16 protein-coding genes are annotated in these 24,008 nt (G+C 72.2%); 6 read left to right on the top strand and 10 right to left on the bottom strand.

Going from position 1 to position 24,008, the window contains the following annotated elements; genetic code table 11:
- Nucleotides 1-146 precede the first annotated feature (146 nt).
- Nucleotides 147-2,288 carry an excinuclease ABC subunit UvrB gene (gene uvrB / locus LIU39_RS07285; protein WP_227045744.1) on the bottom strand — a complete coding sequence of 714 codons (2,142 nt, stop codon included), beginning with the start codon at nt 2,286-2,288 and terminating at the stop codon, nt 147-149.
- 574 nt (nt 2,289-2,862) lie between these two features.
- Between uvrB and LIU39_RS07280 the strand changes: the two genes are divergently transcribed.
- The 3 genes from LIU39_RS07280 to LIU39_RS07270 all read left to right on the top strand — a co-directional run bounded on the left by LIU39_RS07280 (nt 2,863) and on the right by LIU39_RS07270 (nt 4,973).
- Nucleotides 2,863-3,747 carry a glycerophosphodiester phosphodiesterase gene (locus LIU39_RS07280; RefSeq protein WP_227045743.1) on the top strand — a complete coding sequence of 295 codons (885 nt, stop codon included), beginning with the start codon at nt 2,863-2,865 and terminating at the stop codon, nt 3,745-3,747.
- A gap of 88 nt (nt 3,748-3,835) precedes the next feature.
- A complete protein-coding gene (locus LIU39_RS07275) occupies nt 3,836-4,390 on the top strand; it encodes a methylated-DNA--[protein]-cysteine S-methyltransferase (protein WP_227045742.1) in 555 nt (184 codons plus the stop codon).
- Nucleotides 4,391-4,430: 40 nt separating this feature from the next.
- Complete coding sequence (locus LIU39_RS07270) at nt 4,431-4,973, top strand: DUF1697 domain-containing protein (protein ID WP_227045741.1); 543 nt, start codon at nt 4,431-4,433, stop codon at nt 4,971-4,973.
- A 49-nt stretch (nt 4,974-5,022) separates the two neighbouring features.
- On the opposite strand, the gene LIU39_RS07265 is transcribed toward LIU39_RS07270, so the two are convergent.
- Complete coding sequence (locus LIU39_RS07265; protein ID WP_227045740.1) at nt 5,023-5,481, bottom strand: type II toxin-antitoxin system PemK/MazF family toxin; 459 nt, start codon at nt 5,479-5,481, stop codon at nt 5,023-5,025.
- A gap of 215 nt (nt 5,482-5,696) precedes the next feature.
- Here LIU39_RS07265 and LIU39_RS07260 point away from each other — a divergent pair, with 215 nt between their 5' ends.
- Nucleotides 5,697-7,127 carry a WGR domain-containing protein gene (locus LIU39_RS07260; RefSeq protein ID WP_227045739.1) on the top strand — a complete coding sequence of 477 codons (1,431 nt, stop codon included), beginning with the start codon at nt 5,697-5,699 and terminating at the stop codon, nt 7,125-7,127.
- 52 nt (nt 7,128-7,179) lie between these two features.
- Here the strand turns inward: LIU39_RS07260 and LIU39_RS07255 are convergent, their stop codons facing one another.
- From LIU39_RS07255 to LIU39_RS07240, 4 genes are all read right to left on the bottom strand, one after another.
- Nucleotides 7,180-7,818, bottom strand: a complete 639-nt coding sequence (locus tag LIU39_RS07255) for a nucleoside/nucleotide kinase family protein (RefSeq protein ID WP_227045738.1) — start codon at nt 7,816-7,818, stop codon at nt 7,180-7,182.
- 41 nt (nt 7,819-7,859) lie between these two features.
- Entirely contained in the window at nt 7,860-8,297 is a 438-nt protein-coding gene (locus LIU39_RS07250) for a hypothetical protein (RefSeq protein ID WP_227045737.1), read from the bottom strand.
- A 115-nt stretch (nt 8,298-8,412) separates the two neighbouring features.
- The gene (locus LIU39_RS07245; RefSeq protein WP_227045736.1) at nt 8,413-9,339 is read right to left on the bottom strand and encodes an IclR family transcriptional regulator domain-containing protein; all 927 of its coding nucleotides are present in this window, start codon (nt 9,337-9,339) and stop codon (nt 8,413-8,415) included.
- A gap of 156 nt (nt 9,340-9,495) precedes the next feature.
- Nucleotides 9,496-10,440: a quinone oxidoreductase family protein gene (locus LIU39_RS07240; protein ID WP_227045735.1), complete on the bottom strand. Its 945-nt coding sequence runs from the start codon at nt 10,438-10,440 to the stop codon at nt 9,496-9,498.
- A gap of 717 nt (nt 10,441-11,157) precedes the next feature.
- Here LIU39_RS07240 and LIU39_RS07235 point away from each other — a divergent pair.
- Nucleotides 11,158-12,819 (top strand): NAD(P)/FAD-dependent oxidoreductase, encoded by a 1,662-nt coding sequence (locus LIU39_RS07235; protein WP_227045734.1) that lies wholly within the window; start codon nt 11,158-11,160, stop codon nt 12,817-12,819.
- A 362-nt stretch (nt 12,820-13,181) separates the two neighbouring features.
- Nucleotides 13,182-14,942, top strand: coding sequence for a CDP-glycerol glycerophosphotransferase family protein (locus LIU39_RS07230; RefSeq protein ID WP_227045733.1), 1,761 nt, complete (start codon nt 13,182-13,184; stop codon nt 14,940-14,942).
- A gap of 88 nt (nt 14,943-15,030) precedes the next feature.
- Here LIU39_RS07230 and LIU39_RS07225 read toward each other — a convergent pair whose 3' ends face one another.
- The 4 genes from LIU39_RS07225 to LIU39_RS07210 form a co-directional block, all read right to left on the bottom strand.
- A complete protein-coding gene (locus tag LIU39_RS07225) occupies nt 15,031-17,163 on the bottom strand; it encodes a tetratricopeptide repeat protein (protein WP_227045732.1) in 2,133 nt (710 codons plus the stop codon).
- A 316-nt stretch (nt 17,164-17,479) separates the two neighbouring features.
- Nucleotides 17,480-19,411 carry a helicase-associated domain-containing protein gene (locus LIU39_RS07220; protein ID WP_227045731.1) on the bottom strand — a complete coding sequence of 644 codons (1,932 nt, stop codon included), beginning with the start codon at nt 19,409-19,411 and terminating at the stop codon, nt 17,480-17,482.
- 14 nt (nt 19,412-19,425) lie between these two features.
- The gene (locus tag LIU39_RS07215; protein ID WP_227045730.1) at nt 19,426-21,006 is read right to left on the bottom strand and encodes an SWIM zinc finger family protein; all 1,581 of its coding nucleotides are present in this window, start codon (nt 21,004-21,006) and stop codon (nt 19,426-19,428) included.
- On the bottom strand, nt 21,003-23,969 hold the full coding sequence (locus LIU39_RS07210) for an SCO1167/SCO6262 family helicase (RefSeq protein ID WP_227045729.1): 2,967 nt from the start codon (nt 23,967-23,969) through the stop codon (nt 21,003-21,005). Before LIU39_RS07210 ends, LIU39_RS07215 begins: the two co-directional genes overlap by 4 nt.
- Nucleotides 23,970-24,008: the final 39 nt, after the last annotated feature.

The following is a 24,008-nucleotide window of genomic DNA, read 5'->3' as shown; positions in this document are numbered from 1 at the left end:
AGGAGCCCGGTCCGTGGCCGCACCCACCCCGCGTTTTGTGGCGTTTCTGCTACATGCCGCGGTCGCCGGTGCGGCGCCCACGGGATCGCGGCGCGGGCGTTCAGCGCCGGGGCAGCCTGTCGCCCCGGCAGGCACCCGCGCCCCGGTCACTTGACCCCCGCCTCCCTCATCTGCCGCAGCTCCTTCTTCAGTTCCCCGACTTCGTCGCGCAGCCGTGCCGCCACCTCGAACTGCAACTCGGCCGCCGCTGCCCGCATCCGCTCCGTCATCTCCTCGATCAGCTCGGCCAGTTCGGCCGCCGGCCGGTCCGTCAGTTGCGCGCCTGCCTTGCCGCTCTTGGCGGCCTGCCCCTTCGCCGGCTTGCCTCCGAGCGCCGGGACGGGAGCCTTGGCCTTGCCCTCCGCCCCGTCACCGCCCTTGCGGTACCCGGTGCCCAACAGCTCCTGGGTGTCGATCTCCTCGCGCGCGATGGTCGCCACGATGTCGCCGATCTTCTTCCGGAGCGGCTGCGGATCGATGCCGTTCTCCTTGTTGTACGCGAGCTGCTTCTCCCGGCGGCGGTTGGTCTCGTCGATCGCCCGCTCCATCGCCGGGGTGATCTTGTCGGCGTACATGTGCACCTGGCCGGAGACGTTGCGCGCTGCACGCCCGATGGTCTGGATGAGGGCCGATCCGGACCGCAGGAAGCCCTCCTTGTCGGCGTCCAGGATGGCGACAAGGGAAACCTCGGGAAGGTCGAGGCCCTCACGCAGCAGGTTGATGCCCACCAGGACGTCGTACTCGCCCGCCCGCAGCTCCCGCAGCAGCTCGACCCGCCGCAGGGTGTCGACGTCGCTGTGCAGGTACCGGACCTGGATCCCCAGCTCCAGGAAGTAGTCCGTCAGGTCCTCGGCCATCTTCTTGGTGAGGGTGGTGACCAGGACACGTTCGTTCTTGTCCGTCCGGGTGCGGATCTCGTGCACCAGGTCGTCGATCTGCCCGTTGGTGGGCTTGACCACCACCTCCGGATCCACCAGACCGGTCGGGCGAATGATCTGCTCCACGAATCCGTCGCCCCGAGACAGCTCATACTTTCCGGGGGTCGCGGAGAGGTAGACCGTCTGGCCGATCCGTCCCAGGAACTCCTCCCACTTCAGCGGCCGGTTGTCCATGGCGGACGGCAGCCGGAAGCCGTGCTCGACCAGGGTCCGCTTCCGTGAGGCGTCGCCCTCGTACATGGCGCCGATCTGCGGGACGGTGACATGTGATTCGTCGATGACCAGGAGGAAGTCGTCCGGGAAGTAGTCGATGAGGGTGTTCGGCGCGGAACCGGGCTCGCGGCCGTCCATGTGCATCGAGTAGTTCTCGATGCCCGAACAGGAGCCGATCTGGCGCATCATCTCGATGTCGTACGTCGTACGCATACGCAGCCGCTGGGCTTCCAGGTGCTTGCCCTGCTTCTCCATCGTGGCCAGGCTGTCCGCCAGCTCGGCCTCGATGCCGGCGATGGCCCGCTCCATGCGCTCGGGGCCCGCGATGTAGTGGCTGGCCGGGAAGACGTACAGCTCCTGGTCCTCGCTGATCACCTCGCCGGTCAGCGGGTGGAGCGTGGAAAGGGCCTCGACCTCGTCGCCGAACATCTCGATCCGGACGGCCAGCTCCTCGTAGACCGGGAAGATCTCGATGGTGTCGCCGCGCACCCGGAACGTGCCACGGGTGAAAGCCACGTCGTTGCGGGTGTACTGGATGTCGACGAACCGGCGCAGCAGCTGGTCGCGGTCGATCTCGTCACCGACCTTGAGCTGCACCATGCGGTCGACGTACTCCTGCGGCGTGCCCAGGCCGTAGATGCACGACACCGACGCGACGACCACGACGTCCCGCCGGGTGAGCAGCGAATTCGTCGCGGAGTGCCGCAACCGCTCGACCTCCTCGTTGATCGAGGAGTCCTTCTCGATGTACGTATCGGACTGCGGCACGTACGCCTCGGGCTGGTAGTAGTCGTAGTAGGAGACGAAGTACTCGACGGCGTTATTGGGCAGCAGCTCGCGGAATTCGTTGGCGAGCTGGGCCGCGAGCGTCTTGTTGGGGGCCATGACGAGCGTCGGCCGCTGCAGCTTCTCGATCATCCACGCGGTGGTCGCGGACTTGCCGGTGCCGGTCGCTCCCAGCAGGACGACGTCCTTCTCACCACCGCGGACGCGCTGCTCCAGCTCGGCGATGGCCGCCGGCTGGTCGCCATTGGGCTGGTAGGGGCTGACGACCTCGAAAGGCGCCACCGTGCGTTCGATCTTCGATACGGGCCGCATGGAATCCACCGTACGACCCGGCACTGACATCCGGCCGGGAAAACCCTCCGACCAGCGGATTCTCCGAGCTGATCCGGATCGGGCGTGGGGGAAACCGACCAGGTCGGTACGGCCCCGGCCCGTCGCGGGTCAGGGCCGTACCGGCCATCGTCCGTCTCATCGTCCGTTCACGGCGCCGGCCGCCTTCCGTGCGCCGGACCGTGCCGTGCCGGCCGCCGCGTCCGCCCGCACCCGGCCGCCGCCCCGCGCACGCACAGTGCCGGAAGCGCTCACTCCGGATGACCGGCAAGGCCAAAACCGTTCAGAAGCACGAGGGGTGACGATCCGTCGGCCGAGATGCAGGCTCGCCGCGGCTCCGGCAAGTTGGACGGCACCGGAGCGTTCGTCTGTTGCACGGCGATTCCGGGCATCCCTTCACCACGATCAGCAAACACGGAACACCGGCCACTTCTCGTTCAATTCCTGTCCATCCCTCGCCTGTCTACCGGTACCGCCCGGCTGCGAACCTCTGCCCATCCGACCGGTTCGGGCCGCATCACGCCAGCTCACGTCCACGACGTCCTGAGGAGTCCGTATGCGTCTTCGCCCCGTTGCCACCGTCCTCACCGGTGCGCTCATGGGTCTGTCAGCGTTCGTCCTCTCTCCAGCCACCGCACAGGCCACGGCCGGCCACCACAAAACGGTGACGGTCGCGCACCGCGGCGCCCCCACCTACGCGCCCGAGAACACCATCGCCTCGATCGACACGGCACACCGGCTGGGATCCACCTGGGTCGAGAACGACGTCCAGCGCACCAAGGACGGCGAGCTGATCGTCATGCACGACACGACGCTCACCCGGACGACCAATGTCGAGCAGGTGTTCCCCGGCCGCGCCCCGTGGAAGGTCGCGGACTTCACACTCAACGAGATCGAGAAGCTGGACGCGGGCAGTTGGTTCGGGCCGAAGTTCACCGGTGAGCGGGTGCCCACGCTCCGGGCGTACATGGACGCGGTCACGCACAACGGCCAGAAGCTGCTCCTGGAGCTGAAGTCTCCCGAGCTGTACCCGGGCATCGAACTGCAGGCCCTCCGGGAGCTGCGCCACGAAGGGTGGCTCGACCGGGACCACGTCAAGCACCGGCTGATCGTCCAGAGCTTCAACGGCAACGCGATCAAGACCGTCCACACCCTGCGGCCGGACATCAAGACGGCCTTCCTCGGCAACCCCAGCGCCGCCCAGCTGCCCGACTACGCCAAGTTCTGCGACCAGATCAACCCCACGTACAAGGCGGCGACCCCGGCGTACATCGACGCCGTGCACGCCCTGAAGGGCCCGCACGGCCGTCCTATGGAGGTCTACACCTGGACCGTCGACGACGCGGCGGCCGCCGTCAAGCTCGCCGGGTCCGGCGCGGACGGCATCATCACCAACAAGGCCGACATGGTCCGCAGCGCCTTGCGGAAGCACAGCAGCTGAGCACGGAACGCGGTGACCGGCGGGCCCTGATCATCCTTTCCGGCCCGCTCGCCACCGCGTTGTCGGTGGTGCGCCCTAGGCTGACCACGTGACGAATGCAGAGCAGGACGTACAGCGGCGCGAGTGGGCCTGGGGACGGCTGGACACGCCTGTCGGCCTCGTGCTGCTCGCCGCTACGGACGAGGGGCTGGCCAGGGTCCTCTTCCACGCCGACGAGCGGGCTTCCCGGCGCGAGCGGGCCCGCCTGGAGGGGATCTTCGGTTCGGCCCCGCTCCCGGAGACGCCGCATCTGGCCACGGCCACGGCGGAGCTGACCGCCTACTTCGCCGGCGAACTCAGAGCCTTCACAGTGCCGCTGGACTGGTCGCTCTCCTCCGGGTTCCACGCCCGTGTGCTGCACGCGCTGACCGTCGGCGTGCCGTACGGCAGCGTCGTCGGCTATCAGGACCTCGCCGACCGGGTCGGGGAGCCGGGGGCGGCCCGTGTGGTGGGTGCGGCGATGGGTTCCAATCCGCTGCCTGTCGTCGTCCCTTGTCATCGGGTGGTGGCCAGCGACGGAGGCATCGGCGGTTTCAGCGGCGGCCTGGAGATCAAGCGCCTGCTGCTGGCGCTTGAGGGGGTGCTTCCCGCTCCCCTGTTCTGATCCCCGCCCGGCCGCATGCGGCGCACGAAAGGCCACCGCCATGTCCCGCCAGATCGCGCTGCTCCGCGGCATCAACGTCGGGGGCCACAATTCCTTCCCGAAGGCCGGGCAGCAGGCGCTGGCGGAGGCCCTGGGGTTCCGGGGGGTGTCCGTTCTTCTGCAGACGGGCAACATCGTCTTCGCCGATCCCGGCACCCCTCCCGAGGAGACCGCACGGGTCATCCAGGACCGGATCTCCGCCGATCTGGGTCTTGCGGTACCCGTCATCGTCCGGACGCGGGACGAGTTCGCCGCCGCCGTGGCGGCGAATCCGTATCCGCAGGCCGTGGCGGCGCCCAAGAGCCTGCACGTCACGTTCCTCTCGGACGTGCCCGCCGACGTGTCCCGGCTGGAGGCGCTCGACCTCGGCTCCTACGCTCCCGACCGCTTCCGCCTGATCGGCCGCGAACTGTATCTCTGGTGCCCCGACGGCATCGGCCACTCCAAGCTCGCCGGCGCGGTGAGCCGGGCTCCTCTCGGCGTCACGGCCACCGCCCGCAACTGGAACACGGTCAACAAGATCCTGGCCCTGGCCGACGCCTGACCGCGCGCGGCGCCCGGTAGTGGCCGGGCCGCCGGCCGTGCGACGCGGCTCAGCGCCAGCCGTACCGTTCCCGCAGCCGCTGCGCCACAAGACCGAAACGGTCCCGGTCCAGCGCACAGGCTTCCCGGCGCATGCCCTTGGGGTGTACCCGCAGGACCCGGTCGAGGTCGACCCACGAGTCCCGGCCCGCCCGGTCCCACGGCCCGGTCCCGAGAGCGACCCACTCCCTGTCCTGGTCGTGCCGCTTGCTGGACAGCTGCACGGCCAGCAGCGTCCCGGCCGCTTCCCGGGCGACGACCAGCACCGGGCGGTCCTTGCCCCGGCCGTCGTTCTCCTCGTAGGGCACCCAGGTCCACACGATCTCGCCGGGGTCCGGGTCGCCGTCCGGGTCCTGCGCGTAGGACGTCCGGACGGCGCCGACGGTCCGCGGCAGAGCCTCCGTTGTCGCGCCTGCCCCTTGGCTGCCCGGCAGCGCCGTCCCGTCGCCTGCGGAGAAAGAAGTCGTCATGGGGCTCACGCTAACGGGCCGCCCGCGAGCCGCCGCCACGGGCACCGGATGTCCTGCCGGCGCGGGACCGGAGCTGCGACGCAGCGCGCGAATCGCCGTATCCGCCCTGATCCGCGAGCCGGTGACTGCTGGTCAGCGGCCCGTTGTCAGTGGTGGGTCGTACGGTTTTCAGCAGCGGGGGAAGGTCGCAGGGGCCGCCCGGGGAGGGGATCGCCATGTCCGAGACCACGACGTATCTGGAACTGTCCCAAGAGGACGGCGGAGCGCACAAGTTCTACGAGGTGTCGGTGTGGGGCACTGCCGTTTCGGTCCGTTACGGCCGGATCGGCGCGGCCGGCCAGCAGCAGAATTCGACGTTCCCGACCGCGGAGAAGGCACAGGCGGCGGCCGCCAAGAAGATCGGCGAGAAGGTCCGCAAGGGCTACGCGCCGGCCGTCCGCGGCGGCCGCGCGGCCCGCCCGGTGACCCGCCGCCAGGTCACCTCCGCCCCGTCGACGGCGCGCGCGGTGGCGCCGGTGCTGTGGCGGTTCCGTACGGGTGCCGCGGCCTTCGGGATCCACATCGCGGAGGACCGCTGCTGGGTCGGCAACCAGAACGGCGACGTGCACACCCTCGGACACGACGGCGAGGTACTGGCGCGCTATCAGCTCCCGGCGGGTGTCAAGTGCCTGGTCGCCGACGACTTCTGGATCTACGCGGGATGCGACGACGGCACGGTGTACGACCTCTCGTCGAAACTGCCGTTCGCCGCCTACGCCATCGCCCCGGATGTCGACATCTTCTGGCTGGACATCCGCGAGGGCATCCTCAACGTCGCCGACCGCAACGGCGGGCTGACCGTCATCGACCACGAGGACGAGTACCAGTGGTCCCGGCGCAGCGCGGGCAGCAACGCCTGGATGGTGCGGCGCGACGGGCACGCGGTCTACCACGGTCACGGACGCGGGGTGACGGCGTACGCCGCCGACGGCAGCCGGGAGTTGTGGCACACGCCGACCCAGGGTGCGGTGCTGTTCGGCTGGCAGGAGGACGACTCGGTGTACGCCGGTACCGACCGCCGGGTGGTGCAGCGGCTGGCGAAGGGCAACGGCGCGCTGGAGGCCAGCTACCCGTGCGACACCGTCGTCTATTCCTGCGCCACCGCCCCCGGCGGGCGCTACGTCTTCGCCGGTGACTCGGCCTCCTCGGTGTACTGCTTCGACGCGGACGGCACCCGGCTGTGGAAGCTGGGCACCGGAGGCGGCTCCGCCCTGTCCATGCAGTACCTCGACGAGAAGCTCTACATGGTGACCACCGACGGGTCGCTGGTGTGCGTGGACGCGAGCGACGCGGCCATCGCCGCGGCCCGTTCGGGAACGGTGCCGGTGGCCCGGGACGTCAAGTCGGCTGCCGCGCTGCCCACTTACACCCCGTCGGCCGCCGTGCAGACGGTGACTCCGGCGGCCGCATCGGGGATTGTCGTGGAGTGCGTCCAGGAGAACGGCCGGCTGCGGGTGCACGTCGTCTCCGAGGGCTACGAACCCTCGTGGAACGTCCAGTTCCCGCGGCACATACGCCGCCCGGGGGTGCGCTACGTGGTCGATGACCTCGCGGCAGCCTCCGGCGGGTTCTACCGCGTCCGGGGCGAGATCAGGCAGCTCGTCTGAGCCCGCCGCAGCCCACCGAACGTCTGCCTCCCGCCTGCCGGGGCGGCCGCTTTCAGGCCGTCCCGTTCCAGGCGGGGCGGCTCTGATCGTCCGCCCGTACGACGACGTCAGCGGCCTCATCGGGCCGGGTCTCGCTCTCGTAGCGCGCGAAGGCCGGCAGGGTCCAGCGCTCGCGCTCCGGGGTGCGGCGGGCGAGCGCAGCTCCGGAGAGTTTCAGGTGCACCGCGAGATCGAAGGGAAACCAGTGACCGAGCAGCAAGGGACCGTGCAGCACCAGCACTCCGCCCGGCGGCAGTTCCACGTACCCGCTGCGGGTGGCCCGATCGGTCTGCGGATCCCAGAGGTCCGGCAGGACGCGCCCGGTGCCGCCCGGGTCCAGCGGCTGGAACACCTCTCGCCACAGTGCCTGCCGGTCGAACCACTCGTCGTGGTAGGCGTCCGGATCCTCCCGCCCGTATTCCAGGCGCAGGGAGGCGGGGCGCAGGAAGCCGTACGCGCCGGCCCGGTGCACGGCGCGGCCGCGCAGCCGCAGCGCCTCGGTCAGCCGGGCTGCCAGGTCCTGCGGGGCCGCGGCGGGAGCACCGTCGACGGCGACCCGGAGCCAGGGGCTGCCGTCCTGCGCCGTGGTCGCGATGATGCGTTCGGCGAGCGCATCGGTCAGCCGTTCCCAGGTGATCGCTTGGAGCCGCACCCCGCCATTGTGCACGGCGGCGGGGTGCGCGGCGCCGGGCGTCAGCGGGGCAGGGATCCGTCGCTGCGGGAGCCGGAGATCACCCCGGCCTGGATGACCGTGCCGTGGTGTACGCCGCCGTTGATGGTGTTGTGCACCTCCCGTACCGTCTCCCGGCCCCCCTCCGGCCGCAGTTCGTCCAGCAGGGAGCGCAGTTCCGCGGCGGCCTGCGGATCGTCGCGCAGCAGGCGGCGCAGTCGTACCCGCCAGGCAGCGGTCACGTCCTCCACCTCGTCCGCGTCGCCCGTCTCCCGCGCGGCGGCGACATCGGCACGCGATGCCTCCAGCTCGCCTTCGAGGGCCTCTTCGTCGGCCGTCCCCCGACGCCGGGCGAGGAAGGCGGCCACCCGCCGACGTGCCTGCGTCCAGCCCTCCGTCGCCATCTGCTGTACCAGCGTCGTCGCGCCCGCCGCCGCGAGCGCCGTCAACTCTGCGTCCATCACTGCCCCTTGTCCCCGCCCCCGTGCCCCCGCCCGCGCGGCAGCCTGTCGACCGTACGCCGTCGTACCGTGCCGTGTCCCGGCCCGGGGACGGGCTGGTTCGTGTACCCGCGTGTCAGGCCCGGTCGGCCGTCGGGCCGGCGGCTCCGTAGCGGCTGAGTTCGGCCGCCGCCTCCTTCGTCGCCTCGATCACGTGCTCCGGCACCACCGGCATCACGGACTTGCGCCTGAGCAGCAGCACGGCCCCCATGACGGCGCCGTCCCACATGATCGGCGCCGCGCAGGAGTTCCAGCCGACCATGCACTCCTCGTAGCCGAGTGCGCAGCCCAGGTCGCGGACCTCGGCCAGAGAGGTCAGCAGGGCGTCGTTGTTGCTGAAGACCCCGGGCCCTGCCTGGTCGGGGACGGGTTCGGCCAGTACCCGCTGCTGGAGCACGCCGGGCAGGTAGGCAAGGATCGCCCGTCCGGAGGCGCCGGTGCGCAGCGAGCGCGTCACGGACAGCACATCGCGGGGCGTCATGCTCAGTTCGGCGAGGTCGGAGTCACCGACCGCCATGTCGACGCACTGCCGTTGGGCCCCGGAGAACGGCGCCACCATGTAGAGGAACGCCAGCCCGTCGTCGGTGGCCCGCCGCAGCTCACGGAGCACGGTCTGCGAGGTCGCCCCGTCGAGACGGTGGTCGAGTGCGGTGAAGGCCAGTTGGGCCGCGGAGGCGCGCAGCCGGTAGAGCCCCCGGTCCACCCGCTCGAAGCTCCGCTGGTAGACCCCGGACTGCAGGATGCGGTAGACGACGGAGTCGTCCAGCCCGGTGAAGTCGGCGATTTCGCCCGGTCCGTGGGCGGATCCGCCGAGTTCGGCGAAGGCCGTCTGGACGAGGAAGACCCGCTCGGCATGGCTGGATCCCGACGTACGGGGCGCTGCGCCGGCGGCTCTGGGCGGCCGGCCCGTGGGCTTCGCCCGCCCATGGGTTCCCGTCGCCGCGTGCGGGACTGCGGAGGTGGTGGCGGTCGCGGCGGCTTCCGACGCTGTCGTGTTGCCCATCGTGTGCTCTCTCCCCTGACAGTGATCAGCGCCCGAAGACGCACGGCAATTCCGGTGCCGGCCGGCACGTCCCCCGCCCACGGGCCCCGCGGTGGCTCTCCGCAGCGGCCTCCCGGACCGTCCACGGGCGCCCCTGCGCCGGCCCGGACCGGCGGATCAGCGGGCGACGTCGATCATGAGTTTCCCGGTCGGGGTGCGGGCCGCCAGGTCGCGGTGGGCCTGCGCCGCCTGGTCGAGCGCGTACGCGGCGCCGGTCAGCGGGGTGAGCGAGCCTGCCGCGACCGCGTCGAACAGCGCCCGCATGGAGGTCGGCAGGGCCGTGCGGTCGGTGTAGAGCTGCGGCAGCCAGAAGCCCGAGACGGTGAGGGAGCGTTCCATCAGGTAACGGGTGGGTACGCTCGCCATGTCGCCGCCCGCGTAGCCGTAGACCGCGAGCCTGCCGCGCGGCGCGACGGTGGCGAGCGTCTGCGCGAAGGTGGCGCCGCCGGTCATCTCCAGCGCTGTCTGAACCGGCCCGCCCGCCGCTTCCAGGATGCGCTCGGTCAGATCCTCGGCGGTCGAGTCGACCACCGCGTGGGCGCCCAATTCCAGGGCCAGCTTGCGCTTCTCCTCCGAGCCGGCCAGCCCGATGACCTTGGCGCCGGCCTGCGCGGCGAGCTGTACCGCCAGCGAGCCGAGCCCGCCGGCTGCGGCCGGGACGACGACGGTCTCACCGGCAGTGAGCCGCAGCACGGTGAACAGGAGATGCCAGGCGCTGTTGCCCTGCAGGACCAGCGCGACGGCCTGGGCGTCGCTGATGCCGTCGGGAATGTCCCAGGTGACGCGGCGGTGCACCATGGCCCGCTCGGCATAGCCACCGCCCCGGGTCAGCCCGGCCACCCGTCGGCCGCCGTCCACCGTCCCCACGACCTCGTTGCCGGGGATGTAGGGCAGGTCCACGGGCGCCAGGTAGGTGTTTCCCCGTACGTGCACATCCGCGTAGTTGATGCCGGCCAGGGTGACGTCGACCCTCGCGTGGCCGGACCGGGGCTCGGGATCGGGAACGTCTGTGACCCTCAGCACATCCGGGCCGCCGAACTCCCGCATCACAATCGCGCGCACGACTCTCCCCCTGGGTCTCCGGTGCTGTGCCCGCACAGGGTAGGCATGGGAGCTGTGTTCCCGGAGGCTCCCGACCATTTCACGCCAACCCCGGTCGGTTTCCAGCTTCGTTGTGCCGCGTCGGGCGAGCATCTCCGGCAGGCTTTCTCACGTCGCGAGAAAGCACCCACACGTTTTCCACCCATTGCATCGTCTTGCATCAGATCTACGCGTGGGTATCCGCGGGGTGGCTCCCGTTTGCCCCTCGGACATTTCCGGGTACCGCATGTGATCTCCGCGCCCTACGATCCGGAGTCGTGTCCACCGTCGACAGGATGTGACGGCCGCGCTCCCCGGGGCTGCGCGCGCTCCGCGAGGCGGAGGCGCCCGCCCACCGCATGTGTGACGGGCGGATGGCGGGGCGCACGGCCGCTCGGGCGGCGGGGCGTGCACAGGCTGAGGGGGAGTCATGATGCGGAAATCCGGCGAGGGCGTACCGGCCTTCGCTCCGGCGTGCCAAGACCTTCAACTGGCGGAGCCGCTGATACCGGCGCAGCTGCGCCTGTTACGGACCGCCACCGCGATCCTCCCGGCGTGGTCGGCCTCGTTCACGGCCGCCACCGATGCCGTCATCGCCGCCGCGCGCCGACGGACCCGCCCGGTCGCGGTGCCGCCCTTCCTGGAGGCGGCCCGCGCACGCCCGGGAGCCGCGCGCCCACGCCGAGAAAGAGGCTGCCCATGAACACGTCGAGCGGTACGAGCAGCAGCGGGCTCCAGTTCACCCATCCGCATCTCGCCGTGGTATTGGGCGGTGGATTCACGGGCCTGCTCGCCGCCGCGGCGCTGTCCGACGACGCCGATGTGGTCATCGTGGAACGGGAGATGATGCCCCGCACCCGGGTGCCCTGCCGGGTCCTCCCGCACCCCCGGCGGGCGCATCTGCTGACGACGACCGGGGCCGGCGTGGTCGAGAGCCTGCTGCCGGGCATCACGGAGTGCTGGCTGGCCGCTGGCGCCCTCAAGCTGCCGCTACCGCCGGAGTTCCCCCTTCCGCCCGTAGCGGGCCGGGCCCGCCGCCGGACCCCGTCCGAGCACCTCATCTCCTGCTCCCGCGACCTGCTCGACCGGGTCATCCGGGAGCGGGTGCTGGCTCTCCCCGGAGTCACCGTCCTCGACGAGACCGAGGCCGAGGGCCTGACGGGCACCCCGGAGGACGTCACCGGCGTGCGGGTCCGGGACGCCCTCACCGGCGAGGCCCGGCGACTGGACGCCGATCTGGTCGTCGATGCCACCGGCAGGGGCTCCAAGACACCCGAGCGGCTGGCCGCCCTCGGCCTGCCGGATGTCCGCGAAGAGGTCGTGGACGCCGGCCTCACCGCTGCGACCAGGATCTTCCGGGCCCCGGACGGCAGCGCTGACCCTGTGCTCACCACCGGCTCGGATCCGGAAGGGCCCACCCCGGGGCAGTCCGCGACGCTGGTCCCGATCGAGGACGGGAGCTGGCTGGTGACGCTGACGGGCATCCTCGGGGGACGCCCGTCCCAGCACGCCGACCGGTTCGTGCCGTTCGCCCGTGGCATGTGTGACGGCACAATCGGCGAACTCATCGCCGGCGCGGAGCCGTTGAGCGAGGTACGGCTCTCCCACGAAACGGTCAACCGCCGGCGCCACTACGAACAGCTGGAGTCCTGGCCCACGGGCTTCGTGGCGCTGGGCGACGCCGTGGCGGCCTTCAACCCCACCTACGGCCAGGGGCTGCCGACTGCCGCCCGCCAAGCCGTCGCACTGCGCGACGTGTTGCGCCGGCACGGCCTGGACGATCCGGCACTGGCGCGCAGCCTGCAGCGCGGCATCGGCCGCCTCGTCCAGGCTCCATGGTCGCTCGTCGCCGAGCGGGACATCCGCTACCCGGGCGCCACGGGGCCGCGCCCTTCGGCCGCCAACCGGCTCACCCACGATTCCGTGCATCGCATGCTGCACACCGCCGGCCGGTCCACCGCCTTCCCCGACCCGGCCTCACCGCCGACGCGCCCGCTGCGCCCCTCACCGGTCCACGGCCTGCTGCCGGCCGTCTCACCCCGGCCGCTGATCACGCCGCCACTGTCGACGCCGCTGCCGTCGACTGCGCTGCCGGGCGGCCCGGGTGACCTGGGCGCCCCGGGTGACCCGGCTGGGCCCGCCTCACCCACAGCGCCGCTCCCCGAGGCGCCGCAGGTCAACCACGATTCCACGGAGAATGCGGCACCCCCGGACCGGCCGTCAGGGACGCCCGCGCCGGGGACATGTCCGGATCCGCAGTCCGATTCCCGGTCCGCCGCCGCTCCGCCGCCCGGCCCCGACTCATCGGCTCCGGCGGACAGATGGCCTTGCCAGGGCCGCCGCCCGTGGCCCACACACTGACCCACGGCCGCGCGTCAGCTCCCTTCCGGCCGCTCCGTGCGGCCGGGCCCGGCCTCCTCGCTCCCTCCGGCCGAAGGGAGCCCTCAGCGGGCCTGGCCGCCACGGCCCGCGGCGCCTGAATTACGGTGGTGAGCCGACAAAGAAAGCTGATCAGGACAGGGGTTGCGCTCACCGGTGAGACACGCTAATCGCAACCTGACCGCGAACCGCGAACCGCGAACCGCGAACCGCGAACCGCGAACCGCGAACCGCGAACCGCGAACCGCGAACCGCGAACCGCGAACCGCGAACCGCGAACCGCTGACGGCTGTGCGTGCGCGGCCGGCCGGGACACCAGCCACGGTCTGATACCCGCGCTGCGGGTGCCCGTCGGCCCGGACCCCGACCGCTGGCGTACGTTCCCCGGCGAGCGGACCGTAGTGGTCGTCGCCCGGACCGTCACCTCGACCGTCCGGGTCCTCGATGTGCTCGGCCCCGTGTTCCGCGACGATCCGCGCGTGGACCTGGTCTTCGCGTTCGACCCCACCTCCGCCTTCAACGACGGAGTTCACGACCTCGCCCGCACCGTCGGCGCACGGATACTGCCCTGGCACCAGTTCCCCCACCTCGCCCCCGACCTGATCATCACGGCTTCCGAGAACGCCGACCTCGTCGTCGAGGGGCATACTGCCCCCGTCCTCGTCCTTCCGCACGGCGTCGGGTTCCACAAGGTCGTCCCCGACTCCCGGAGCGACCAGGACCGCCTCGCCGGAGTCGTGCCGGACGCCCTGCTGCGCAGCGGCCGCGCGCGGATCGCCGTCTCGCACCCCGATCAGGCCGCCCAGTTGGCCGCCGCCCACCCTTCGACAGCAGGCTGTACCCTCCTCGTCGGCGACCCCTGTCACGACATGCTGATCAACGGGCAGGAACTCCGCGACACCTACCGTGCGGCCCTCGGTGTCCGGGGCGACCGCCGTCTCATCATGCTCAGCTCGACCTGGCGCGACCGGTCCCTCCTCGGCCGTGATCCCTCCCTTCCCGCGCGCCTGCTCGCGGAACTCCCGATGGACGAATACGCCGTCGCGCTGGTCACCCACCCCAACATCGTTGCGGCACACGGCACTTACCAGCTCCGCTCGGTGCTGAGCTCCGCTCTGGACGCCGGTTTGCTGCGTATCCCGCCGACGGACGGCTGGCAGGCGACCCTGCTCGCCAGCGATCTCCTGATCGGCGACCACGGCTCCGTGACGTTCTACGGCGCCGCGCTCGGCAAGCCCCTGCTGCTCGGAGCCTTCGGCGGCGACGAGGCCGTGCCCGACACCCCCATGGCAGAACTGGGCCGTCTCGCACCCCTGCTCGCCGCCGATGTCCCGCTGCGCCCGCAGATCGAGCGGACACTTGCCGACGCCGCTCCGGACAGCAAAGGGGCCAATCCGCTGACGGCTCTCGGTGACCGTGCACTTGTGCCGCCGGGGTACGCCCTGCACCGCCTGCGCACGGCGGTCTACGACCTCCTTCGTCTCGCTCTCCCCGAACCGCTCTCCCCCCTCCCCCGCCTCGCCCCGGATGACCCGCTTCCGGCAGACCAACAGCCGGACGTCACCGCGGTATTCGTCACCACCCAGGTGTCCGATACGCCCGCCGGCCCACAGGTGACCGTGCGGCGCGCCCCCGCTGTCGTCGCCCACTTCACCACCGCGAACGACGCCACCATGGACGGCACCATCACTGACGTCGCCAGCAGCGGTGAACCCGATGGCGCCGACGGCACGTTCCGCCACCTGTCCTGCAGCGACCGGGAACGGGACCGAAGGCTGCCGGAGAGCGCCTCGGTCCTGGTTTGCGAGACACCCGCAGCGACCACCGTCGCGGCCGACCGCTGGGCCACGGCCACTCTGTCCCGCTACCCGGGCTGCCGCATCGCAGCAGCAGAGATCAACGGCGGCGGCTGCCGGATCAGGCTGCACGACGGCCGGTCCGTCGACGTCTCCGCCACGGGAGGCATGAGTGATGCCGCCGTGCTGGCCGCAACGGTCTACGCCCTGCTGCGTTCCGGGCATCCGCTGACGAACGACACCGTCGTCATCAGGGTCGGCGCCCGCACCGGGGACGCCGACCTGCGCCTGGTCCGCCGGACCGCTTGAAGGAACCGGCGCTCAGGACGGACACCACGTCACGGCACGCCAGCACTTCCCCCCACCCCTCTCACGCCAGAGGTTCGCGGCCGCAACATCACTGCTCCGCCTCGTCGGTGGGCTCCGCTGAAGCCTCAAGACGGCGTCGCAGGTCCTCCGCACGCGGACCGCCGCCCGCTTCGTATATCTCCAGTGCCCGGGTCACATGCCGTCGCCACGCCTCACGGTCGCCCTGTTCTTCGGCGATCTCCGCGAGCACCTCACGAGCGTGCGCCTCGTAGTGCACGGCCCCGCGCTCCCGCAGCATCCCGACGGCTTCCTCCAGCACCCTGAGCGCCTCATCGGTGTGCCCGAGCCCGCGTTGGACGCCTCCGATCGCCGCCAGCGCGCGTGCGCCCATCCGCCGGTCGTCGATCGTCAGGAACCGGTCGTAGGCGTCCTGGAGAGTGCCCAGTGCCTCTTCCGTACGCCCTGCGGCAGCCTGCGCACAGCCCATGAAGTACAGCCCGATGGCGATGCCGCGTTCGTCTCCCGCCTCGCGGTAGAAGGTCATCGCCTCCTCGTACGTGGCGATGGCGCGCGACGGTTCGCAGCGGTCCCAGTACCGGCCGTAGAACTCGCGGACGGAGGCCCGGAGCAGCGTATGGCCCGACTCGTCGGCCCTGGCGAGCGCGGTCTCCAGCTCGGCGCGGGCCCGGTCCAGCTCGTCGCGGTCCATCAGAGGGCGGGACAGGAGCGCACGCAGCCTGGCCTCGGCCGCCGGATTGCCGTCCGCGGCGGCCTCCGCCGCGCCCAGCTCACCGGACTCGGCCCAGTCGTTCAGATAGCGCCGGTTGAGGTAGAGGGCCGTCAGCGCCTCGGCGAGTTCCCACGCCGGCCGGTGCCAGCCGTGCGCGGCGGCGGCGCGCTGGGCCGACAGCAGCTCGCCCCGCCAGCTGTCCATCCAGTCCAGAGCCTCGCCCCGGCTGCCGAACGAGAGGGCTTCGTCGGCTTCGCCCAGCCGCTCGACGTACCGGCCGATCCGCATGCGCCCCGCCATCACGGCCCGATCGGCCTGCCCGGCCCGGATGAGGAGATGGTCCACCGCGCGCCGCACCACTGCGGCCCGCTCCTGCTCGCTCTCCACGCGAATCGCCTGTTCCCGTGCGTGCAGGCGGACCAGATCGTGGAAGTCGTAGCGCCCGTCGGCCGCCGCAGTGACCAGGCTCGCCGTTTCCAGGCTGTCCAACTGCTCCTGGGCCTGCCCGAGGGTCGTGCCTGCGGCAGCCGCGGCCGTCTCCGCGTCCCAGCGGCGCCCGGGGTAGATGCCCAGCACGCGGTACAGCCGTGCATCCTCCTCGGGCAGCCCGTCGTAGGCCATGCCGAACACGGCCGCCACGGCGCGATCCTTCCCGACCCTCAGTGCGTCCAGCCGCCTGTGTTCGTCGGCGAGTTCGCCGGCCAGTGCCTCGACGGACAGCCGCGGATGCGTCACCAGACGGGCGGCGGCCACATGCAGCGCGACCGGCAACCCTCCGCACCACTCCACGATCCGTTCGGCGGCCTCCTCCGCCGCTGCTATCCGGGCGTCCCCGCAGAGGTCCTTGAGGAGTTGCAGTCCGTGCTCCGCACCGAGGGGTTCCAGCGGCATCAGCCGTGCTCCGTCCTGTATCAGTTCGCCGAGCCGCCCCTGGCTCGTCGCGAGGACCACGCTTCCCGGGCCGCCCGGGATCAGTGCCCGTACCTGTGCCGGTTCGGTCACGTTGTCGAGGACCATCAGCACCCGTTCCCCCGCCGTGCGGCTGCGGAACATCGCGGACAACTCCCCGAGCGAATGAGGCAGATACCGGTCCTCGACCCCCAGCGCGCGCAGGCACCGGCTCACACCTGCCGAGACATCGCCGCCCGTCTGGACCCGCAGCTCGGAGAAGTCGACGTAGAACTCGCCACCGGGGAATCCGCCGTCCTTCCTGTGGGCCCATCTCCGCGCCGTGGCGGTCTTGCCCACCCCGGCGAGTCCACTGAGCACGGCGAGCCGCGGTGCCCCGCCGGCGTCCGCCACCCAGCTGTCGATGGCCTGGAGCACCGGCTCACGGTCGACGAACTGCGCCAGGGCCGCAGGTACTTGGCGAGGAACCGGCACCTCCGGCCGCGGCAGCTCGAACCGTACGCCGCCCTCGATCACGCCGGCCTGCACCACCGGCCCGTGCACTTCCCCAGAAATCTCGTTCCGTACGCCCCCGTCGCCCACGCCCCGGCTCTCCATCTCTGCCTCGCCCCTCCCCATCGGCCCTCCCCGATTCCGTACTCCGAAACGCTACTTGACGGCAGTGACACCGCGGCGGGCCTGTGGATAACTCGTCGGACGCCCGCGGGAGCATTCGGAAGGACCGGTCGCCGAGCCGGGGCTGATCGGCAGACCGGCCTGGTCGGCGGGGTGCCGGGCGAAGGCAATACGGCTGCTCGGTAGGCAGGGCAACGTGCGCAAGCGGGCGGGCGGCAGTGGCCTGGACACGATGGGCTCGGCACCGTGGGCCGGCGGTCGGGCTCCGTCGCCCCGGTCTGCTTCATGTACGTCCGGTCGGTGCGTCCCGTTCCGTTGGTGGTTCGGTGCCCAGCAGGCGGTGTGCGAGGGCGAGCGCGGCGTTCGGCCGCTGGGCGGGGACGGGAGCTCGGGTGCGGTGCGTGGGCAGGCGTTCGATGGTCGTGACGCCCTCATCGGATTCGAGGGTGGGGGCGTAGCCGGCTGCTCGAAGTGCCTTGAGGGTGTCGGCGGGCGGGCGGCTGCTCACCAGGACCGTGCCGGCGACGGCGCGCAGGCCCAGGTCGCGCAGGGCACGGTGGGCGGCGAGTTCAGCGATCAGGGATTCGTCGTCGGACCGGATGCAGCAGGCCGCCGGGAGGACCCGCATCCGGCCGTGGGCGCGCGCGGTGTCCCGGATGAGGTAGACGAGCGGCTGCGGGAGGCCGCCGTCGGCCGAGGCAGTGGTGAGCGCGTCGATGAGGGTGCCGGGCGGGTGCCCCGCGTCCAGCGCGCGGCGCACGGAGCCAGGGGTGAAGCGCCAGGTGACGGCGTGGCCCTCGGATTCGCGTTCGGCGGCGGCGGTGAGCAGTTCGGCGAGGTCGGCGGCGGGACGGCCCGGCACGACGGCCGTCAGATCCGCCTGGAAATGGGCGTGTTCGAGGAGCGGAGGGAACAGGTCCGCCAGCGTCCCGTCGAGGTCGTGCGGGTCGTTGAGCAGGGCGCAGCCCAGCGGGGTGAGGGTGCCGTGCGCGACGAGGCCCAGGTGGGCCGCCTCATGGAGGGTGTGCGCGGCGCGCTCCTCGGTCATCGGTTGCGCGGCGACAGCGAGCGGGCGGTGCCACTCGGCAGCATGCAGCAGCTCCTGCAAGGGGGTGCGGCCGGTTCCGTCGCACCCGGGGTGCCCTTCGGGCGGCAGGGGCGGCAAGGGTGCTCCGGCGCCGAGGGGAACCGTGGCCAGCGCGGCCAGCAAGCCGTGCCGCAGGGCTGGGGCATGCCGGTCGTGGCCGCGTACCAGCGCCGTCGGGGTTTCCCCGAAGGGGGTGTGGGTGGGAACGTCCCGCAGTGTCCGCCACGCGGCGATCACGGGGGCGAGCCGCGCGCCGGGGGTGCGGGCGAGCCAGTCGTCGTACGCGCTGGTGGGGAGCGCGGTGATGCCGGAAGGAGTGCGGGTCAGCGCGATCAGGTCGGCGGCGAGGGTGAGGTCGAGGAGCAGGCGGGTGTGCGGCTCGGTGGTGCCGGCGGCCTTGGCCAGGCGTTTGATTTCGCGGACGGCCAGGCCGCCCGATTTGCGGAGCGCCGCGGGATGCGTCGCGAGGGCGGCGAGCAGGCGGTCGACGGCGGTGGCGAGGGCGGACGCCGCCGCGGCGGATTCGTCATGGAGCGGGGCCGGGCCGACGGTAGCGATGCCGGGCCGGGCAGCTCCTCCGGCGTCGTACGGCGCGGGGCGCGGTGCGGCGGGGGTGAACGGTCCGAGAGGGTGGGCGGCCAGGAGTTGTGCGGTGCGTGGTGGGACGACGATCAGGCCGTCATCGGTGGGGGCGGCGAGGCCGTCGTCGTAGAGGGAGCCGAGGGCGCGTTCGGCGGCCGTGCGGGCGGGGCCGTCCAGGGCGTCGAGCGCGGCGTAGGTCTCCTCGGGTGGCACGGGCTCGCTGGCCAGCTGGGGGAAGGACAGCCGGTGTGCCATCAGGGACTGGTAGTCGGCGCCGGAGGAGGGGGCAGCCGGGGCGGGGGTGCCGCGGCCGGCGCGGTCCTGGCTGATGCGGGCGGTGGCCGCGAGTACCTGGAGCCGCGGGTGGTCGAGGTGCAGCACCAGGTGGTGGAGGGTTTCGTACGACCACAACGCGGCTGCCAGGCCCCGCAGTTCGGTTGCTGCGGGACGGCGCGAGAGCGGTTCGGCGTGCCGGGTGAGGAGCGCGGCGAGCTGTGCGGGGGTGCGCCGGGCGAGGGAGCGGGTGAGTGTGTCAAGACCTTCCACGGTGACGAGGTTAGTCATCGCGCAAGGAGGTCGGTGAGGGCGCCCAGGGGGTCGGGGTCCGCGGGGCCGGTGGGCCACCAGTCCTCGGCTCCGGGCTCGGATTCGTAGGGGTACCAGCGGCCGTCGTGCCCGTACCTGAGCTGGACGTGGCGCTGGGGGTCGGTGAGGCGGTTGTCCTGCGGGCGCATGGCCGGCAGGTCCGCGGCCAGCAGGGTGCTGCGGGCGCGGTCGAAGTCGCCCGCCGGTGGGTTCCACGGCTCCTCCAGGAGGGAAAGCCCTTCGAGGCCACCCTGGCGCCAGGCAGCGACGGCCCGCGCCACGTCAGCGGGGGCGCGGTCGGTGGCGGCCGCGAGATCGCGGAAGAGCGCGCGGGTGGTGGAGGTCAGGCCCGCGGTGGGGTGGGCGGTGGCGGCCAGGCGGATGGCGTCCTCCCATGGGGTGAGCGCGGGGAACGGGCCCGGCACCGGTGTGCGGGCGGGGCCGGGCGGCCGAGCGGCTGCGGTCAGGCAGGCGTGGGCGCGGGCGGCCGCGTCGGCGGCGAGGAATTCGAGGGCTGCGGGGTCGAACGGGAGATCGTCGCCGTCGGGGAGGGCTGGTGCCGCGCCGGGCTGTGCGGGCGGTGGGAAGGGCGGTGGCAGCGGCGGCCGCGGGCGCTCGGCAAGCGCGTCGCGGGCGAGGATGCCTCGTACTGCGGAGGCCGGCGAAAGCTCACGGCCTGCGGCGGCGCCGTGGGGCGCGGCCTCCGGTTGGGCGGGAAGTGGTGCATACGAGGCGGGGTTTTCGCTGCTGGGACGGCCGTTCGCCACGGGGGCAGCGCCGGTTGCGGAGCCGGGAGGGAGTCCACGGGCGGTCTTCCTGGCCCGGTCCGACGGCGCCGTCCTCGGGGTTTCGCGCGTCTCGCGGACAGTGTGGACCGCGCTGCGGCGGGTGAGGTCGTCGAGGAGTTCGCGTTCTCCACGGCCGCGCATCAGCAGCAGCACAAATGGGTCCGCGTCCAGCAGGCGGGCCGCCTGGAAGCAGAGCGCCGCGGCGTGCTTGCAGGGCCTCCCATGATCCGGGCAGGAGCAGCGGGGAACGAGGTCGCCCGGTCCCGGAAGGAGTCGTACGGCGCCGTCGGCGAGGGCTTCGGGCAGCTTCTTGGCCAGGAGGGCGGTGAGGTGGTCGGGCTCGGCGGCAATGGCGTCGAGGAGCGCGGACCAGTCCTCGTCCGTGAGGGTCCGCAGACGGATTTCGGCACTGTACGGGCGGGGCCTGCTGCCTCGCACGGTGGCGAGGATGCGCCCCGGGGTGACGTTGATGGTGTCCACGTGTCCGTCGGCGGCGTAGGTCCGGCCGCGGGCAAGGCGGGCGCCGTCCAGGGCGGTGGTTTCCAGCGCGTCCAACCAGGCGCTTCCCCACCAGGACGCGGCGAATGCCTCGTCACCGCTGCGGGACGGCAGGGGCGGGAAGGTGCGGGAGCGGTCGGCGCGGGCCAGTCGGTCCGCCGCGGCGGCGCGCCCGGAGGCGGTGTGCCGGTTCCGGAACGACGCGCCCGGTGCCGGGCCCGGCGCACCTGTTGTGCGACGGCCGGGCCCGTCGGCGGAGTGAGGGCTCATGCGGGCCTCCTCAGGGAGACGAGGTCGGCCAGTTCGGCATCGGACAGTTCGGTGAGCGCCGCCTCGCCCCCGGAGAGCACCGTGTCGGCGAGTGCCCTCTTGGCGGCGAGGAGGTCGGCGATGTTGTCCTCGACGGTGCCCTCGGCGATCAGGCGGTGAACCTGGACGGGCTGGGTCTGGCCGATGCGGTAGGCGCGGTCGGTGGCCTGTTCCTCCACCGCGGGGTTCCACCACCGGTCGTAATGGATCACGTGTCCGGCGCGGGTGAGGTTCAGGCCGGTCCCCGCGGCCTTGAGGGACAGCAGGAACACGGGTTCCTCACCGGACTGGAAACGGTCGACCATCGCCTCCCGTTGCGCCACGGGGGTACCGCCGTGCAGGAGTTGGTTCGGGATGCCTCGGGTGCGGAGGTGCTGTTCGAGGAGCCGGGCCATTTCCACGTACTGGGTGAAAATGAGGGCGGCGCCGCCCTCGGCGAGGACGGTGTCGAGGAGTTCGTCGAGCAGTTCGAGCTTCCCGGAGCGGGCGACCAGGCCGGGCGCGGCCTCCTTCAGGTACTGCGCCGGGTGATTGCAGATCTGTTTGAGCGCGGTGAGCAGCTTCATCACCAGCCCGCGACGGGCGATGCCCTCGGCGGCTTCGATCTTGGCGAGGGTTTCCCGGACGACCGCTCGGTACAGCGCGGCCTGTTCGCGGCCGAGCGCCACCGGGTGGTCCGTCTCGGTCTTGGGCGGGAGTTCGGGCGCGATACCGGGGTCGGACTTCTTGCGGCGCAGGATGAACGGGCGCACCATCCGGGCGAGCCGCCGCGCCGCGTCCGGGTCCTCACCACCTTCGACGTCGCGTGCGTGCAGGGCGCGGAACGTCTTCAGCGGGCCGAGGAGCCCCGGAGTGGTCCAGTCGAGGAGAGCCCACAGTTCGGACAGGTTGTTCTCGACCGGGGTGCCTGTGAGGGCGATGCGGGCGGGAGCCTTGATGTCGCGCAGCGCCTTGGCCGTCGAGGACCGCGGGTTCTTGACGTGCTGCGCCTCATCGGCGACGACCCATCCCCAGGAGCGGGCGGCGAGTTGGGCGGCACTGCTGCGCATCGTCCCGTAGGTCGTCAGGACGAAGCCGCTGTCGAGATCGTCGAGGCTGCGCCCGGCACCGTGGAAGCGGCGTACGGGCGTACCGGGGGCGAAGCGTTCGATTTCGCGCTGCCAGTTGCCCAGCAGGGAGGCGGGGCACACGACGAGAACGGGGGCGGGCGGGCGCCGGTGGAGGTACAGGGCGATGACGGTGACGGTCTTGCCCAGCCCCATGTCGTCGGCGAGGCAGCCACCCAGGCCGAGCGAGGCCATGGTGTCGAGCCAGGTCATGCCGCGGAGTTGGTAGTCGCGGAGGGTGGTGTGCAGTCCGGGTGGCTGGGGCAGCGGGCGGGTTTCGACGGTGAGGCGGTCGCGCAGTGCGGCGAGCGCCCCCAGGGGGACCACCTCGACCTCCTCGCCGTCCACCTCCGTGGTGCCGTAGAGCGTCGCGGCGAGCGCGTCGGCCGGGTCCACGTACCCCAACTCGCGTTTGCGGGCCCTGCGGACGAGCGCGGGATCCACGACTACCCATTGGTCGCGCAGCCGCACCATCGGACGGTGCGCCTCGGCGAGCTCGTCCATTTCCGCTTCGGTCAGGGGCACCCCGTCGAGGGTCATCTGCCAACGGAACTGCAGCAGTTCCTTGGTGTCGAAGAAGCCGAAACCGTCCGCGGCGGACCCTGGAGCGGGGCGCAGCACCGCGGCGGCCGTCAGCCCGCGGGCCAGTTCCTTGGGCCAGTGGACGGTCACACCGGCGGCCTTGAGCCGCGGCGCCGCCGGACCGAGCAACTCGTACAGCTCGTCCTCGCCGAGTGGCAGTACGTCGGGGATCGGCCGCTCCAGGAGGCGGCCGAGCGGGTGCCATACCCGCGCTGCCCGGCGGAGCGCGAGGAGCGTGTCGACACGGGCCCGCGCGCCGAACCGGTCGGGGCCCAGGCCCTCCCACAGGTCCCGCGCGTCGGCGACCAGGGTGGGGTCGGAGAGGCTGTGCACCTGGAGCACGGCCGCCGCAGCGCCGTGCTCCGGCATGCCGCCCTCCGTGCCGGTCTCGTCCACGGTGTCGGCGGAGGGCGGTTCGCTGGTGTCGAAGAGCCGGTGCGGAGCGAGGTCCAGGCGCAGGGAAAGCCGTACGCCGGCGTCCACCCCGGCTGCCACCTCTGCGGCCCACTCGCGTGCACCGGGGATCTGCTGGGACGGCTGCGCGGCGAACGGGGCGCCGGTGATGAGGGCGGCGGCAGGTGTACGCGGCAGCGCGTCGACGACCGCGTCGACGAAGTGTCTGACCAGCTCTGCGGGGTCCGGCAGCCGCAGTGGGCGGGTACCGGGGAGCGGTGTGGCGTAAGCATCGGCGGGCATCGCGGCGGCGATGGCCCGGAGGTGTGCGGCGTCCTCCGGAGCGAGAGGGCCCGCCCGCCAGGCATCGGTGTCCGCGTCGGTCAGTCCGGGCAGCAGCCGTCCGCGCGCCACCAGGTGGAGAGCATGGAGCGCGGCCGCACCCCAGCCGGCCGCCGCAGGGTGGGCGGCCGGGTCGTACCGGGCGCCGATCAGCAGCGGGACCGCTTCGGCCACGGGCAGCAGCACGGCAGGGACTGCACGGCTGCGGGCGCCGTTACCGTGCCTACGGGCCACGGTCAGCCGCGACCGCTCGGCGGGAAGCCGGCCACCACCGGCCTCGGCTCCCCCGGGCGCTTCATCGCTCTTGGTTGCGAGATCCGGAAGCGAGCCGCCGTCCGGCCGCCAGAAGGCGACCCGGCCTTTGCGCGGAGGCTGCGCTGGAAGGAAGGTCACAGCACAGTGGCTCGGGACGGGGCCCCCGTCCCCGGTGTCGCCGACCGCGATGGACAAGGCACGGCGCGGCGGCCAGGGTTGCCCCGCCGCCTCATCTCGCTTCGCCATGCCGTCCCCTGGAACTCGGTCTCTCCATACCGCTCACGA

This window comes from Streptomyces pinistramenti (genome assembly GCF_020564935.1).
GTDB classification, from domain to species: domain Bacteria; phylum Actinomycetota; class Actinomycetes; order Streptomycetales; family Streptomycetaceae; genus Streptomyces; species Streptomyces pinistramenti.
The sequence above is the reverse complement of the archived record's forward strand: the minus strand, read 5'-3'. Positions and strand labels throughout refer to the sequence as shown.